The sequence below is a fragment of the Paenibacillus sp. 22594 genome (assembly GCF_052044425.1).
In the GTDB taxonomy this organism is placed as follows: Bacteria; Bacillota; Bacilli; order Paenibacillales; family Paenibacillaceae; genus Paenibacillus_AQ.
The window spans coordinates 38,111-54,726 of record NZ_JBQENA010000010.1; the positions used below are offsets into that span (position 1 = coordinate 38,111).

The following is a 16,616-nucleotide window of genomic DNA, read 5'->3' on the forward strand; positions in this document are numbered from 1 at the left end:
AGTGAGTGATGGGACGATCTATATTGAAGTCAAAGCTTGCACAAATCTCTGTGGTCGCTGTCGGTACGGCGGTGGCCGGAGAATTTAAAATAAATCCGTTTGATGGCGATATCTTCCGGATAGCAATGGGCAGCAGTGCGTTTCTGCTGTTTTTGCTTTTAATGAGGGGGCTGCCCTATTGTCTTACCGGGGTGGCAACAGGCGTGATTGTGCTGCTGTTCCGTATGATGATGGATGCTGTCGGGGACAGCGGGCTGACCTTTCTGCAGAGCATAACCAGCCATTTTTCAGCGATGGTCTACTATATAGTGTTCGCGGTGCTTATGAGCCTCATCAAAAGCCGGATCGACTCCTTCCATCCGCTGGTGCTCGGCGGGGTTGCTGCGCTAATTGATCTGCTGTCGAATGAGTTGGAACTGCTGACCCGGCTGATTGTGCTGGATTCAGCCACCTTCCGCCTGAATGAGTGGACTTTTTTGATGGCAATTGCCGTGCTGCGCACCTATTTCACTACAGGAGTGTACAGCAGCATATCGGTCAGCCAGCTGAGGATCACCCAAAGAGAGCAGGCCCAGCGGATTGAGCAGATGCTCGGATTCGGCTCAGGTCTATATGGTGAAGTCTTTTACCTGGAAAAATCAATTGGGACGCTGGAAAATGTAACGTTGAGCAGCTACGAGCTGTACCGGAGTCTTAAGGCTGAAGAAATGGTCCCGCTTCACAGCAGGCAGGTCCTGGATATTACCCAGCAGATTCACGAGGTGAAGAAGGATTCTCAGCGGATTCTGGCCGGTCTTGTCAAATTAGTGGAACGCGAAGTTACCGGCGACATGCCGTTATCCGGCATCTTGCGTTTCACCGTGAAGAGTAATGCTAAATATGCGGAAATGCTGGGTAAGCAGATCAGCTTCAGAATCCATATTACCTCTGATTACACCACGGACAGCTACATTCCCCTTTTGACGCTACTGAACAATCTCACCGCGAATGCTGTAGAAGCGATCAAAGGCAAGGGCAGTATCTCTTTAGATGTATATGAAAAAGGAGACAATACCCTATTCACCGTCACTGATAGCGGCAGCGGTATTCCGAAACGTGATCTGGAGCTGCTGTTTGAGCCCGGCTTCACCACCAAATTCAACGAAGAGGGCGTAGCCGCGACGGGGATCGGACTGTCACATGTACGGGACATTGTTCATTTATTTGGAGGTGAAATTACCGTCCAGCCGGCTTCCCATACCGGAGGGGCGATGTTTCAGATTATTGTGCCGACGGCAAAACTGCGGAAGGAGGAATAGAGGATGCCGCTTTCGTTCTGTATAGTGGATGACGATGGAGCTGCCAGAAGAATGCTTCAGCATATCATAGAAGATAGTGGGCTGGGCGATGTGGTAGGCACGGCAGAATGCGGGCAGGACGGGGTACGGCTGATCCTGAGCGAGAATCCGGATATTGTGCTGATGGATCTGCTGATGCCTGATCAGGATGGAATCGAGACGATTATTTCCCTGCAGGCCCAGGGCTGCCGTTCCAAGTTCGTGATGATCTCACAGATCGAAAACGGGGAGATGGTCGGCCGCGCGTACCGCAGCGGGATTGAGTTCTTCATCCGTAAGCCGATTAACAAAATCGAAGTTGAAGCGGTGCTGCACAAAGTCAACGAGCGTTACGCGCTGGGCCGCTATCTGGATGAAATCAAGCTGAGCCTTGGCAAGCTGGAAGGGCTGCAGTTTGGACTGCCGCCGGTGCAGGCCAGTAAGCGTACAGTCAAAGAAATTATTCAGCCGATCCTGATGAATATGGGCATGATTTCGGAGAGCGGAAGCCGGGACATCATTACGATCATGGAGCTGATTGCGGCAAAAGAGGGCAGCGGCGGCCTGCCTCCGCTTAAGGATCTGTATGAAATGGCAGCAGCTACGTACAAGACGGTTCCCGCCGAGGCTGCCAAAGAAGTCAAAGCCATCGAACAGCGGCTGCGGCGGGCGCTGGCTGCAGGCCTGACGAATCTGGCTTCCATCGGCCTCACGGATTACGGCAATCCGAAGTTTGAACATTATGCACCGCTCTATTTCGATTTTGAAGAGGTGCGGCTGAAAATGAAAGAGATTGAACAAGGCCGGGATTCCGGCAAGGTTAAGGTGAATATCAAGAAATTCCTTCAAGTGCTTCATCTGGAGTTGATGGAAGGCATGAGCCGCTGATAGGAATCAGGGCTACGCAGATAGCGTAAAATAACCCCCGGAACGGGACTGCAGTTCAGCGGTTCCGTTCCGGGGGTTATTTTTTTTGAAAAGGACGGCGAAGCCGTTTCTACTTGGCAGATAGATTGGGGGAGCCGCGGACCATTTGGGGAGAAGGCGCTTCTTGCTGTACAATGGTTACGTGCAAGATTGAGCAGTGGAAGATGCAATAGACGGGGGACTTATATGATACGAACGCTTGCAGTTACACATAAGGGTGAGGTGCTGACCGATCTGCCGCTTCAGGACATTACCCTGGCAGACTATGCCTGGATTTGGGCGGATTTTTCCACTCCTACAGCGGAGGAGACCTTGCTGCTGGATACTTATTTTCATTTTCATCCCTTGGCGATTGAAGACTGCATGCATATCCTGCAGCGCCCGAAGCTGGATTATTATGAGAACGTGCAGTTTTTTGTCCTGCATGCGCTTAATGAGCGGACGCTGGAAGCAGAGGAGATCGACCTATTCCTCAGCAAAAGCTTTCTCGTATCCTATCATCATCAGGAGAAACCGGAGATGGATGAAGCCTGGCAGATGGTAAAGGCGGAAATTCATAGCCGCAAAGGCTGGTCAGGCGGTCCGATGGCTGCTGCGTATACCGTGATGGATAAGCTGGTGGACCGGTATTTTCCAAGCTTGTACGGTTTGGAGGATGAGCTTGCCGATCTGGAGAGTCAGGGCGGCAGCGAGTCTGTGGAAGAGCTCATGAGCCAGGTATTCAATGTACGCGGCCGTCTGCTTAAGCTGCGCCGGACCATCGTGCCGATGCGTGACCTGATGTACCGGATCGTCAATTCGCAGCATGTGCAGAGCAATGGAGAGGAACGGATCTATTTTGGCGATATTTATGATCATCTGCTGAAGCTGACCGATATGATCGAAGTGGACCGGGAAATGACTGCCGATCTGCGTGACAGCTACATCTCGCTCAACTCCAACCGGATGAACTCGATCATGAAGACCCTGACGGTTATCACAACCGTCTTCATGCCGCTTACCCTGATAGCAGGGATTTACGGCATGAATTTCCGGGTCATGCCGGAGCTGGACTGGAAATACGGCTACTTTGGAGTGCTGCTGCTCATGCTGGTACTGGGTGTGGGTATGTTCCGCTGGTTCCGGCGCAGCGGCTGGTTTAAGTAAAGGGGATATTAGCATTCAACGAGTGCCAGGTTTGACTGAAGCGTACCTTGAGAGGTTCGCTTTTTAGAAATATAAGAATTTATATGTTTCACGCCATAAATTATCCTTCTATTTTTGGAGAAACGGATGCCGCCTCTTTCAGAGGACGGTGAAGCCGTTTCTTCTTAGTTGAGCTTGCAACCATGCGGCGAAGCGATGTACGGCAGAACCGTTACGGCTGTTCGCCAAAAGCGTTAAACGCCGCCTACTTGCGGCGGCGTTTAACAGAGGCGGGGGAGGATTTGCGCCGGCTCTTCGGAGCTGTTTTTTTGCGTGGCTGTGACCCTGGGCGTCTCTTCTTGCGCCGTTTGGGGCTGTAGAGTGCTGCGTCTTCTTCAGCCGCCAGCTCGCCTGCTCCCGAGCCCTTCTTCTTGCCAAAGCTACCCATGACCAGCTTCACCATCGGGGCCATCTGCTGAAACCCCTGCATGACCTTCTGCACCTTGCCCATGGAATTGACAATGCCGTCGACGCCGCCCAGCCGGTCAACGATGCCCTTGATCTGCTCCATGTTCGCGAGATTTCCAAGATTGCCAAGTCCTCCGAGCAGTCCGCCGGGTTTGGCGGTAGCGGCTTCGGCAACGGGGACTGCCAGAGCCGTCTCTGCGGCTGCTTCTGTGCCTATAGCAGGAAGCATTCCGGATTCCCCGTAGAAGGGGGGCTGGGCATATGAACTGATCCCGGGATACGGCGATGAAGGATACGGCTCGGCCAGCGAACGCCCGCCCCGGCGGGAATGATTATAGTAATGATCAGGCATAACATCACATTCCTTCGTTAGTGGTTTGATATACTGTATGTCATAGGCGAACATAAGGTATAGACGAACGCCCGGTTTACCGGGATAGTAGCGGAAAAGGGCGGATGCCCACCCGCCAGTACTGGAAGTGAAGAAACCGTGACCATGCTTGATTTTCGGCGCTTATGTAGTACTATAGTTAAGGCGGTAAATCTTGCGGATTCAGAGTAGGAGTCTGTATGCAGGATTGAATTTGTGCGCGTGGGGTGGACGTTTGTCCGTCGATTTCGTTCTTTACAGCGTGAAATCGTTAATGCTTGAAAAATGTGCTCCAGTACAATATAGTAGAGGCAAGATAGTCACTACATTTAGGCTTCTGAACTCTTTTTTTTTGAAGGATATCTTATCAGTGATGTCAGCACTGACCAAACTTTTAGGGGATGATAATCGATGCAGCTTAAGAAGCTAAACGATAAAAGTATAGACCAATTATTCGAAGCCATTTTAACTTTAAAAGATATGGAAGAATGCTATGTGTTTTTTGATGACCTGTGCACGGTGAATGAGATTCAATCCCTCTCGCAGCGTCTGGAAGTGGCGCGTATGCTGGGCAAAGGGTCTACATACAATCAGATTGAAGCGGAGACCGGAGCCAGTACGGCGACGATTTCACGTGTGAAGCGCTGCCTGAACTACGGGAATGACGGATACAAATTAACGCTGGAACGTTTGGGACGATAATTGATGAAGACGGGCGTACTGATTATCAGTCACGGCTCCCGCGATAAGGCCTGGGTCTCAATTGTCGAGGAAGCTGTAAGCCATTTGGCGCTGGAAGATGAGATGCCCGTTGCGGTTTCTTTTCTGGAGCTGGTAGAAGGCCGTTTGATTCAGGATGGTATAGATAGTTTGGAACAAGAAGGGGTCACAGATATTATTGTGATCCCCTTGTTTGTTTCTTCCGGCAGTACACATGTCGATGAAATAGAGTATGCGCTGGGCGCCAAGCCTGCGCCGGAGAAGGAGACCGACCTTGAACATTTTGCCGTCAAGGCCAGGATACATTACGGCTACCCGGTCGACGACGATCCGGATATAGCTGTTATGATCTGGGACAAGCTGCGCGGGCTGTCCAAGCATCCGGAGCGGGAGACGATTCTGCTGGTAGGTCATGGCAGCGTACATGATGGATTCCGGCAGCGCTGGCAGCAGGGGATATCCTCGCTGGCGGAGCGTGTGCGACTGATTAGCGGAACAGCAGCGGCTGACTATGGTCTGCTGAACCCGGACAGTGTGCGTAGCAAGGTAGAGTATTGGCGGGAGCAGGGCCATGACGTACTGGTGGCTCCGCTTTTTTTAAGTGAGGGCTATTTCACCAAGCGTGTTATTCCCGAGCGGCTCGGCGGCCTGGAGTATGCCTATTCAGGACAGACGCTGCTGCCGCATCCCTTACTGCCGCACTGGATTGAGCAGCAGGTGAAGGTTATGCTGGAGCGGATTCGGGAACGCTGTTAAGAATATTTTGCTGCAAAAGATAGCGTTTCCGGTATTTATTTCACCTACATCTGCATACATTGATTTATGCTTTCTGCTTGCCGACATTGCTTGTGTGGTCCCAAATTGGGTATAATCAGTAAAGTTATCAATTATATAAACAGGTGGCGTCCGGTAATGAAAACTGCGAGATTGATTTATAATCCCACTTCTGGTCGGGAAGAAATGAAGAAGCGGCTTGCCGATATTTTGGACCGGCTGGATATTGGCGGCATTGAAGCCTCGTGCCATGCAACAACCGGAGAGGGCGATGCTACAGCAGCGGCAGCGGAAGCCGTCGAACGCGGGTGTTATGATCTGATCATAGCGGCAGGTGGTGACGGTACGCTGAATGAGGTTATCAATGGTATGGCCGAGAAGCCGAATCTTCCTCCTCTCGGTGTATTTCCGGTGGGGACTACCAATGATTTTGCCCGGGCGATGGGTATTCCTAAGAATTGGGAGGATTCATGTGATCTGATTCTGCGTCAGGAGTCGCGCCTAATTGATCTTGGCAAAGCCAATGACCGTTACTTCATTAATATAGCCGGCGGCGGACAACTGACTGAGCTGACATACGAGGTTCCCAGCCGACTGAAGACTATGATGGGCCAGCTTGCGTACTACCTGAAGGGTATTGAAAAAATGGCCAGTCTGTCTCCGCAGGAGCTGTACATCCGCGCGAACGGTCAAGAGCTGATCCATGATGAGTTCATGCTCTTCCTGATCGCCAATACCAATTCCGTAGGCGGCTTTGAGAAGCTTGCTCCGGATGCTCGGATCGACGATGGACTATTCGACGTGATTGCGGTTAAGAAATGCAACCTGGCCGAATTTATCCGCCTGGTCAGCCTGACAATCCGCGGTGAGCACTTGCAGGATAAGAAGGTTGTCTATTTCCGCACCGATGCCATGGAGGTTACCTCCCCAGGCTATGTTCAGCTGAATCTGGACGGCGAGCTTGGCGGCACCTTGCCGGGTAATTTCAGTATACTGCCGCAGCATCTGCGGATCTTTGCGCAGAATAATTGAGCGGGAATCCTTCAATAACGGGAAAAACTCCAACTAAATGAGCTGGAAAGTCTCTGTGCGCTGAAATAGTTGGAATTGCTCCATTTAATTCGTGTAACAAGCTCCTCTTTGAATGTTGAGCCGACGAATTAGCTGGAGTTTTTCCATTTAAGTGCTTCTAAAATGACAATGAGATATAATTAGCTGGAGGAATTCCAACTAAATGTATGATATAGGTGCTTCCGAAGACCATAGTTAGGAAGCTTAATAGTGAAGCTAATGAAAGAAGTGAACCCATAGATGAGTAAACAACGCAGTGGACGCAGCGCAAGCCGCCGTGACGGCTCGGCACCTGCCGCCGGACTGCCAGTGAATAAGAATGACGAGGTGATGCTCGATATTATCGGCATGACCCATGAAGGCGAGGGGGTAGGCCGGGTAGACGGCTTTACCCTTTTTGTGCAGGGCGCGCTACCTGGTGAGAAGGTCCGGGCCAAGGTACTTAAGACCAAGAAGCAGTATGGCTATGCCAAGCTGCTTGAGCTTGTGCAGGCCAGCGGCGACCGGATCCAGCCGCCTTGCCCGATCTATGACCAATGCGGCGGCTGCCAGCTGCAGCATATGGACTACGCGGCCCAGCTGGCGTGGAAACGCCAGCTGGTGGTGGACAACCTGCAGCGGATCGGGAAGCTGCAGATTGCGGGGGCACCGGGGAGAGGTGCTGGAGTGAGCAATGGCTCCGGTGATGCTGATCGCAGTTTAGCTTCCGATTCCCCGCAGCACATGAGGAATGAATTAGCTGATGCGGCGGGTAGTACCAGCGGACTTACGAACGTGGAAGGTGCGGTTAATGGGCTGGTTGAGGGCGTGAGGGAGGCAAGTGCAAGTCCCGCGCTCTTCCCTGACGGCATCATCGTCCGGCCCACTCTCGGCATGGACGAGCCTTGGCGATACCGTAACAAGGCCCAGGTGCCCATCGGTGTCACCGAAGGCGGACTTGTGGGCGGATTCTACGCCCGCGGCAGCCACCGGATCGTTGACATGGAGACCTGTCTGATCCAGCATGAACATAACGACGACGTTGTAGCTGCAGTGAAGCGAATCGGCAGAGAGCTTGGCATCTCTGCCTACGATGAAGAAACCGGACGCGGGCTACTGCGCCATGTCGTCGTGAAGAAAGCCTTCCGCACCGGCGAAATGATGCTCGTCCTTGTAACCAACGGCCGGGATATCCCGCACTTGGACGCTTGGCTCGGCAGCATCCGCGAACAGCTTCCACAGGTGGCGAGCATCTGCCAGAACGTCAACACCCAGCGCACGAACGTTATTTTTGGTAACGAAACCCGTGTCCTGTGGGGCAGAGATGTAATCTATGACTATATCGGCGATGTGCAGTTCGCCATCTCGGCCCGATCATTCTACCAGGTCAATCCGGCCCAGACCGAAGTGCTGTACGGCAAAACCGTAGAGTATGCCGGACTGACTGGCAACGAAACGGTCATCGACGCCTACTGCGGCATCGGTACGATCTCGCTGTTCCTGGCCCAGCACGCAGCGAAGGTATACGGTGTGGAGATTGTGCCTGAAGCTATTGAGGATGCCCGGGGGAATGCCCGGCTTAATCATATGAACAACGTAGTGTTCGAGGTAGGAGCATCCGAGGATGTGATTCCGACTTGGAGGGAGCAGGGTGTTACGCCGGACGTAATCGTCGTCGATCCCCCGCGCAAGGGCTGCGATCCGCGCTTGCTGGATACGATCCTGGCAATGAAGCCGGAACGGGTGGTGTATGTGTCCTGCAATCCATCGACACTGGCGAGGGATTTGCGGGTGCTGGAGGATGGCGGATACAAGACAGTGGAGGTGACTCCGGTGGATATGTTCCCGCATACCGTGCATATCGAATCAGTCGCATTACTGGAGCTGAAGTAGTACAGTGGAGGGAAGCTTTGTGTATCAAGGGACTTTGTGCTGATACAGAAGCTGGGAAGTTAGTGGGACAGCGAGCCTGATTGTGTATTGATGTGAAATTGATGTGAGAAACCTAAATAATCACCAGTAAATAAATATAATTCGACATAAAAGAAAGCAAGAAGGCGCTCGGGGATTACTCCTGAAGCGTCTTTGTTTTGCTTAAGCAACTAGCTAATTATATGGCTCAGTGATTAGGTTTGAGAAGTCAATTTAATAATTTTCTTGATAGGAGCTGAAATATTTGCTACTATAAAACCGAGGATTATGTCGGTTTTATAGGGGGTGATGCACTATGAAAAAAGGAAGTAAGCGAAAATTGGAAATCCAGAAAGCGTCGAAAGAGCTTATCATAGAAAAGGGATACTCTGCCGTTACAATGTCTGATATTGGACAGCGCATCAATCTTTCTGTTGGCGGCCTTTATTATCATTATCGTTCCGTAGAAGAAATATTTTTGGATTTAGCAGCTAATGAAACCGATAATGTATGGAGTATTTTTGAGGCAGTCAATGATATAGAAAGTTTAATTAATGTTTTTAGAAAGTATTTTAAAGCGGAAAAGAAAGATTTATTAAATGTTGAAAATACACTTAACTCGATTTCCTATCAATACTACTTTAGTTTTCCGGCAGAAATTAGAAAAGGCAAAATGCAAGCTGCTTATACTGAAACGATAGGCAAAATGACCCTTATTCTTTCAAAAGTATTTGAAAATCCTCAGACCACGGAACAGTTGTGCAATCATATATATGTCATGTTGCACGGATTGAATGTTCTTGCGCTGACAGGACAAATAACAGAGGATATTATTGATTATGAGTTCAAGAAAACTGAAATATTAATGCGATGCCTGTATTCAGAAAGCGAGGAAGTACAATGAGCATAAATACCACGGTAGTGGCGACACATGCGTTTGGCAACATTACGGTGACGGAAAAGCTCATGAACTGGAATAATACACATTGGCGTTATACTGTTAGTGGTAATGGAAACAGATTTATTTTGGCTATACTGTCAAACACCACTGGTCATCTGCTAGGCTTACCTTTGGCGGAGGAATTCAGTGATACATATACAACGATTGCATTATCCGTGCCGCCTATACAATCTTTTTGTGAAACCGCAGAAGGATTAAAGACATTGTTAGATTCTGAGGATGTTAGAATCTGTAACGTAATCGGGCATTCCAACGGTGGTGTGCATCTGCAAAACCTGATAAGCCGTTACCCGAATGTAGCGGATAAAATTATATTTTCCCATAGCCTTACCTCTATGGGCAAAAACGATGCTTATACTACCAATGCATCAGAAGTAAAAGCCTACAAACTTATGCGCAGGATGCTCAAGGTGCTTCCGGTATCTATACTGACTACTGCCCTAGGAAGGATGGTTTTTCCAAAGTTTTCTTTACAATCAGGTCAGAAAGATACAGATCGGTTGATAGGGCTCTGTAAAGAAGACATGAAAAGATATAGTAAGCAGGATTTTCTTATGATGGCAAGTTGTATGGAGGATTTTCTTTTCAATTATACATTTACCTCTGAGCCGTATGTAAATAAGCCACAAGAGGTTTTAATCGTGGACAGCCCTACTGATAAAATCGCCAACCCTATGCAACGGGCACAAATGTTAAAATTATGCCCAGGTGCGCAAGAATATCATTTTAAGTCTGGTGGTCATGTAACGATGGTAAACTGTCAAGATGAGTATTTTTCTCTGCTGAACAGATTCTGGAAATGAGATTAATTGGATTGAGTGAAAATCAAGGTAATGAGAGAGTAATAAATTCATTTATAGGAATTTTTGATGGGGCTGTTCCAAAAGTAGCTTTTCTACGAGTAGAGACAGACCCTTCTTGTTTTGAAAACCCCAAAAAGGTCAAAAGAGCGGAAAGGGGGGCGTAGCCCCTCTTTTTTTCTTGGCTTATTTTGTACTATAATGAACATTTTGTGGCGTCAACGCGACTCCCTGTTTACATAGGATCAGATGAGAAGTTTATCTATTTTCGTATTATATTAAAATCATTCGTGCATTACCCATATTTAGACTTTTCCTTCCTGTTGTTATTATGAAAGCTGTTACAGCAAGTAATTGGCATTTAAGCGCTGCTGTGGAAAGCGCATACAATTAACATCTGGAAGGGAAGGGCAGCGTTTTGTTACTGCGCAAGACGTTTTGGAGGATCAGTGTGGTCTGCAGAAGCAGGGCTGCATTCAAATGTCAGGGCTGTAGATAATCGAGGGCCTTCTACCCATCCGCTTTTGTGAATGCGTTTTCAAACTATGTCTGCCATTTATGTTCAGAGGGAGGTGTTTGTATTGATCGTCAAGCCAGACATGACGTAACCAAAGGAGTAAATATTAGAAAATACGATATCTTCACCCGAAACAACATATTAATTGGGGTGACTCTAAAACGAGACTTTAGAGGTTTCCTTAAGAAAAGGAGTCAAACTAAGATGAACAGTAGAAAATGTGTAATCAACATCTCCCGCCTCCTCATCGTTATCATGTTGTTCTCCGTATTCACGTATGCTCCCGTCCCAGCTGCTGCGGCCGGAGACGAACTGACAGTTGAACTGAACGACCTCATTGCTCAAGCCGAAGCTTTAAAAACCGGCAATCAGGAATTCCCGCTCCAAGTCAGTCAGTCTGTCTATGGAGCCGTCTATGGTTCCGATGTGAACCAGGCTTTTCCATGGGTGCATGTAGATGAACTCCAAGCTCTTAATGATGCGCTTGAGTTCGCGCGTAATGTGAACACTCCCACCGACGAAGCTATTGCAAGTCTTAAAGAAGCAATAATGAATTTCACTAAAAATATCAAATCAGACGGTTCCGATCCTTATTTCCGTCTTGATCCGGGTCCTGGTAAAGTTCCTGTAAAAGTTACTGCGCCCACTAATAACTGGACTGCAAGAACTCCGCTTGACAATCGTGTCCCCGCCGACTTTGCCGGTGGCACATTCAAAATGATTCCGTATCCTTTTGCAGATTCCCAAGGCAAAGCTGAAGTGCTCCAGATTAATTACGCCCATAACGGAAAAAGCACGTTCGGCGGCATAAGTCTGGAATCCCCGTTGTCCCCAGCTGTAAATGTTACAGAGGGTTCAACGATTGAATTCGATGTCTACTATCCCAAGAGCGCGCAGGGCAAATACATGAGGTGGAGAATCAGAAATACGGGCACTAACCTCGATAGCTACCTCAGGGACTACCAATACAGCAACCTGAATCCCGACTGGGTGGGCAGCTACAACGGTGAATCCTGGTTGAAGGCTCATCACAGCATTACCGCCTCAACGGGCGCTTCCTCGAACTTTATTCTTGAGCTCCATGGCGAGAATGCCCGTTCTGCAGAAACTGGTATGCTGCTTGTCGCCAACATCCAAATTACCGCACCTGATCCTAACGGCATTGCGCTTCCCGACGTAGTCAACAAGGAAAACCAGAGTGACGTAGCGCCTCTAAAGAGTGTTTACAATAAGGAGAATGGCCTGTTCATGGTCGGCGCGATCGGAACCGGAGCAGTAACCGGTACCAGAGCCAATCACTATGAAATCTTTGTCGACGGCAACAATCTAAAGGCTGATGGAACGCATCCCCGTGGCCCCGAATGGCTGAAAAGCGTTACAGGAGCGGCCCTGAATGGCGCAACTACTACCCCTGGCTTAGCTGAATACAGTTTCCCGACCAACTCTTATCAGGCGATCAGGGATTCCGGAACTCCCGGACAGTACAAGTCTCACGGCCATGTTTTGGCATGGTACAACCAGGCCCCTGGATGGATGACACAGATTATTCCCGCGAACCTATCCTCCGGGTATAATGGCTCGGCCAATTTCTACGGACTTGGCAACGGCGTTACAACTACGGTTAAGGTAGACAAAGAAATGGCGAGAAGAGTGCAGTTTAACCACACCATGTATGTGATGCGGCACTTCCTGACCACAGATACGAAGTACGGCTCAAGTGTATCCCGTGGAGTAATCCCCTTCAATTCATGGGATGTACTCAACGAAGAGGTTCACGAAAGCCGCCACAGCGAACTCATCCCCACGAATGCGAACAGCTGGAGAACGAGCCTGAAACACACCAACTGGCTTGCTGCAATGTCGGATGATCAAATTGGCGGCGACATCACCGAGCATTACGTTTACCTGCTCTTCAAAAACGCACATATCGCTGCCCCTAACGCCAAGATGGCGGCAGCTTACAAGGCCAATTACGCTAACCTTCCGGAGTACATGAAGCTCGACGGACACGACAACGACGGCAGCATTGACGCTTACATCGTTGACAATCCTCCGAAGCTAACCTACAACGATTACGGAATTGCGACCCCCAGCAAAGCGAGAACAATATACAACATGGTTCTCGAATTAAATACCGCCTGGCGCTCCGATCCGCTGTATGACGGTAGACCCCTTATCGAAGACATCGGTATCCAGGGACACGACGCAGTTGGTAAGACACTTGCAAGCGATAACCAATATGCGATGGCCCTCTATGCCTCTCTCGTTGACCGGGGCCTACTATCTGGTATTACCTATTCAGAGCTTGACCTTAAGGTGCCGACCGATGCCCCTGGAGGAGGCGCGACCGCTCCCGCAGTGCTCAATATCAGACAGTCGGATGCCCTTGGTTATGAGTACGCGCTGCTCTACAAAATGTTTACCAAGTTCGCCCCGTATATCGATCACATCATCACCTGGGGTGTATCAGGTTCAGGATGGCAGGGAAGCTATGTCCTGTTTGACGGTCAGAGCAATGCTAATGCCGGTTACTATGGCGCCATGAATCCGGACAGATTCATTCTTGGACATTCGTATCTGGATGGTTTCTTTGCAGGCGAATACGAGAAAATCCAGAACAATGCAATTGACCTTGGTGATCTTGGAGTCTATACACCCGGTAGTGTGAATGCGGACCTCAGCGGCTTGACACTGAGTGCGGGATCGCTCCAGCCGACTTTCAATGCAGCAACCACCGAATACGATGTTTCCCTTCAGGATGCTAGCAGCATTACCGTGACAGCGACAGCGGTAGACAGCAGGTCATCCATTAAAGTGAACGGCACGGTTGTTGCCAGCGGTACAGCTTCTGGAGCCATAACGCTGACACCTGGTACAGCTACGGATATAAAGGTAGAGGTAACAGCGGCAGACGCTACGGTAAAGACGTACACCATAAAAGTAACAAATAGCAGGACAGAGGCCTCGTCCACTCCCGGTCCCGGAACACCATCTTCAACGCCTGCACCTGCAACACCTGCACCTGCAACACCTGCACCTGCAGCGCCTTCAACGTCTGCATCTGTAGCATCTTCAACGCCTGCAACTGCAGCACCCGTTGTTCAGGGTCAAAAAGTAACCATGCAGACGACTGTGAAGAATGGAACCGCATTTGTTCCGACACTGGATCTGGCAAAAGCAAAGGAATTTATGGAGAAGAATGTCACCCTAGACCTACCTGTGTCGCAAGGAGTGAATTCATACTCGGTAGGCTTGCCAACTGCAGCACTGACAAGCGGAACACAGGATGACAAACTCACAATTTCCACTGAATTGGGTGAGGTAGTAATATCGGGTAACATGTTGACAGGCACAACTGAAAGCAGCAGCAAGGAAGTAGTGCTGGAGATTGGAAAAGGCGACAAATCCAAGCTCCCGGCGGAAGTGAGTGCGGCTCTCGGCGATAGGCCGATCGTACAGCTTAATCTTAAGGTGGACGGAAAAGAAACGGCTTGGAGCAATCCCAATGCACCTGTAACCGTATCCGTGCCTTACAAGCCGTCTGCGGATGAATTGAAGAATCCCGAAATGATTGTTGTCTGGTATATTGACGGAAGCGGGGAGGTTGTAACAGTACCGAGCGGACGATATGCTCCCAAGACCGGTAGGGTAACCTTCACAGCAACTCATTTCAGCAACTACGCAGTAGCTTACGTATCCAAGACATTTACAGATCTCGGAACGGCAGTATGGGCCAAGAACGCGGTCGAAGTACTTGCGTCAAAGGATATTCTCAAAACAGAGGGTCATGTGTTCAATCCGTCAACCGATATCACAAGGGCAGATTTCCTTTACTCCCTTGTCAGAGCACTTGACTTGACTGCAAGAGTAAATGGAAATTTCAGCGATGTACAGAAGAGTACTTATTACTATAATGAAATTGCAATTGCCAAAGCTCTTGGTATTACGAATGGCTTAGACAACGACAGATTCGGCAGCGTCTCTAAGATCACAAGACAGGACATGATGGTGTTGACCGAAAGAGCCTTGAAACTTGAGAAGAAATTGAATAACCAGGGTAGTGCTGCGGATCTGGAGAGATTCTCCGACAAGTCCGAAGTTGCTTCCTATGCGGTGAACAGCGTAGCTGCGATGGTTAAGGAAGGGTTGATCGAAGGCAGCGGCAACAAAGTCAATCCGACTGGAAACACAACCAAAGCCGAAGCTGCGGTGTTCCTCTACAGACTGTATAATAAGTAAGAATTTCGCATAAGGATGATGGAAGCCGTGACAGCTATTGCTGGCGCGGTTTCTGCTATGTGCGTCCGTCGGGAGGCGGAAACCTCCAGCCACTTACTTTATTGGGGCGGACTGCTTTATTCAGTAATAGGCTAAGCTTTTGGGTTTAGGCATACCCGTTCATTGTTAATGTATGTGTTGACTCTGCCTATTCTACACATGTGGAGTCGGTGGCGTGGATGACACAAAAAAATGACGTCATAAAGGAGCCAAACCGGCTCCTTTTCGACTTGTTATATGAGGATACACCTTTCTTCTCTTACTTATGACGGTATAGATTGTTATTCCCAATACGGGACACCTGTGAAGAGAAACGATTCATTGTTTACATAGGCATTAATTTCTCTACTGGCTAATTTACTGATATGGTTTGGTAACCACTCCTGCGAGTCGGGCAGACCCAGCCAGAAATTCATGGTTTCAAGCTGTGCTGCAACGAAAAAACCTTCCAATAGCTCAATATAGTTATCCGGTAATGAATGATACTTAGAATATGATTTCAGTAACTGTTCTCTGAATGAAGGGTGTATATATGAGAACGTCCAGCCCAGATCAACCAAATAGTAACCAAACCCGCAAGCGCCAAAATCGATGGGCCGTGCCTCTTTTTCATGAAACACAATATTACTTGGAATCAAATCGGCATGAATCATTCCCCAATTACCGGACGTTCTCTCAATAGAGTTCATCATTGTAATTACCTGCTCACCTGCAATCTGAAGAAGTTCGGTATCACTTGTATGAAGCAGACCTGCATTAGCCCGCTCCCTAAGCTTGCCCAGTGATTGTAATATACGGGAACTATCAAAGACAGGACGTTCAAATAAACTTGGGATTTGCCAGTTAGAGGCTTGCCTATGTAATTTACCGGTCATTTCACCTATATATTTAGCGTCATCTATTGTAAGGATAATAGGTTTCTGCTCACCATCCACCCATTGTAGCAAAGTGCAGCTTGTATTGTTTACGTTCGTAATGAATTCTCCACAGGTATTCTTGTAAGGTGAAGGCAGGGTTAAATCTGTATCTAATGCTAAGGCGTGAAGCCAGACCATTTCGGAATGGATCACTTCCGGCTTACTCCAAAAACTTTCAAGAGCGTCACCCTTGGATATATGCAATCGGAGGCTATAACTTTTGTTATCCAGGTCAGTAATTTTGTAGATCGTATTTCCGCTTTGTGCAATGAAATCAATCGATTTACATGTTATGGAGTAGTTACTTAATGCTTCCTTTGCTATACTTAAGTTTTTATCCAATCGCAGATCTCTCCTCGTTATCATTGTATATAGTCACAATAGCACATCTATTTTTGGGGAAAAATGTAATGGTTGATTATATTTGTAGTTGACCTTTTTTTGTTAAAAGGTGAAAACAGCTACATCATAGTTTATTCTAC

At 48.7% G+C, this 16,616-nt stretch carries 12 protein-coding genes; 10 read left to right on the top strand and 2 right to left on the bottom strand.

The features are described from left to right. The first annotated feature begins 8 nt into the window (after positions 1 to 8). From ACTJKB_RS25320 to corA, 3 genes are all read left to right on the top strand, one after another. Complete coding sequence (locus ACTJKB_RS25320) at positions 9 to 1,298, top strand: ATP-binding protein (RefSeq protein WP_440837108.1); 1,290 nt, start codon at positions 9 to 11, stop codon at positions 1,296 to 1,298. A gap of 3 nt (positions 1,299 to 1,301) precedes the next feature. Beyond that, the gene (locus ACTJKB_RS25325) at positions 1,302 to 2,204 is read left to right on the top strand and encodes a response regulator (protein WP_440837109.1); all 903 of its coding nucleotides are present in this window, start codon (positions 1,302 to 1,304) and stop codon (positions 2,202 to 2,204) included. Between the two features lie 225 nt (positions 2,205 to 2,429). After that, complete coding sequence (gene corA / locus ACTJKB_RS25330) at positions 2,430 to 3,389, top strand: magnesium/cobalt transporter CorA (RefSeq protein WP_440837110.1); 960 nt, start codon at positions 2,430 to 2,432, stop codon at positions 3,387 to 3,389. Positions 3,390 to 3,633: 244 nt separating this feature from the next. On the opposite strand, the gene ACTJKB_RS25335 is transcribed toward corA, so the two are convergent. Beyond that, positions 3,634 to 4,188 carry a tyrosine protein kinase gene (locus tag ACTJKB_RS25335; protein WP_440837111.1) on the bottom strand — a complete coding sequence of 185 codons (555 nt, stop codon included), beginning with the start codon at positions 4,186 to 4,188 and terminating at the stop codon, positions 3,634 to 3,636. 429 nt (positions 4,189 to 4,617) lie between these two features. Between ACTJKB_RS25335 and ACTJKB_RS25340 the strand changes: the two genes are divergently transcribed. From ACTJKB_RS25340 to ACTJKB_RS25370, 7 genes are all read left to right on the top strand, one after another. Further along, positions 4,618 to 4,908: a YerC/YecD family TrpR-related protein gene (locus tag ACTJKB_RS25340; protein WP_020428424.1), complete on the top strand. Its 291-nt coding sequence runs from the start codon at positions 4,618 to 4,620 to the stop codon at positions 4,906 to 4,908. Continuing rightward, on the top strand, positions 4,909 to 5,682 hold the full coding sequence (locus ACTJKB_RS25345) for a sirohydrochlorin chelatase (RefSeq protein ID WP_440837112.1): 774 nt from the start codon (positions 4,909 to 4,911) through the stop codon (positions 5,680 to 5,682). A 156-nt stretch (positions 5,683 to 5,838) separates the two neighbouring features. Next, positions 5,839 to 6,732, top strand: a complete 894-nt coding sequence (locus ACTJKB_RS25350; RefSeq protein ID WP_074084266.1) for a diacylglycerol kinase — start codon at positions 5,839 to 5,841, stop codon at positions 6,730 to 6,732. Between the two features lie 279 nt (positions 6,733 to 7,011). Then, positions 7,012 to 8,643 (top strand): 23S rRNA (uracil(1939)-C(5))-methyltransferase RlmD, encoded by a 1,632-nt coding sequence (gene rlmD / locus ACTJKB_RS25355; protein ID WP_440837113.1) that lies wholly within the window; start codon positions 7,012 to 7,014, stop codon positions 8,641 to 8,643. 334 nt (positions 8,644 to 8,977) lie between these two features. Further along, positions 8,978 to 9,565 (top strand): TetR/AcrR family transcriptional regulator, encoded by a 588-nt coding sequence (locus ACTJKB_RS25360; RefSeq protein WP_440837114.1) that lies wholly within the window; start codon positions 8,978 to 8,980, stop codon positions 9,563 to 9,565. Next, on the top strand, positions 9,562 to 10,425 hold the full coding sequence (locus ACTJKB_RS25365; RefSeq protein WP_440837115.1) for a hypothetical protein: 864 nt from the start codon (positions 9,562 to 9,564) through the stop codon (positions 10,423 to 10,425). The genes ACTJKB_RS25360 and ACTJKB_RS25365 overlap by 4 nt, the downstream gene beginning before the upstream one ends. A 718-nt stretch (positions 10,426 to 11,143) precedes the next feature. Beyond that, the gene (locus ACTJKB_RS25370; RefSeq protein ID WP_440837116.1) at positions 11,144 to 15,178 is read left to right on the top strand and encodes an S-layer homology domain-containing protein; all 4,035 of its coding nucleotides are present in this window, start codon (positions 11,144 to 11,146) and stop codon (positions 15,176 to 15,178) included. Between the two features lie 320 nt (positions 15,179 to 15,498). On the opposite strand, the gene ACTJKB_RS25375 is transcribed toward ACTJKB_RS25370, so the two are convergent. Then, on the bottom strand, positions 15,499 to 16,476 hold the full coding sequence (locus tag ACTJKB_RS25375) for a phosphotransferase enzyme family protein (protein ID WP_440837117.1): 978 nt from the start codon (positions 16,474 to 16,476) through the stop codon (positions 15,499 to 15,501). Positions 16,477 to 16,616: the final 140 nt, after the last annotated feature.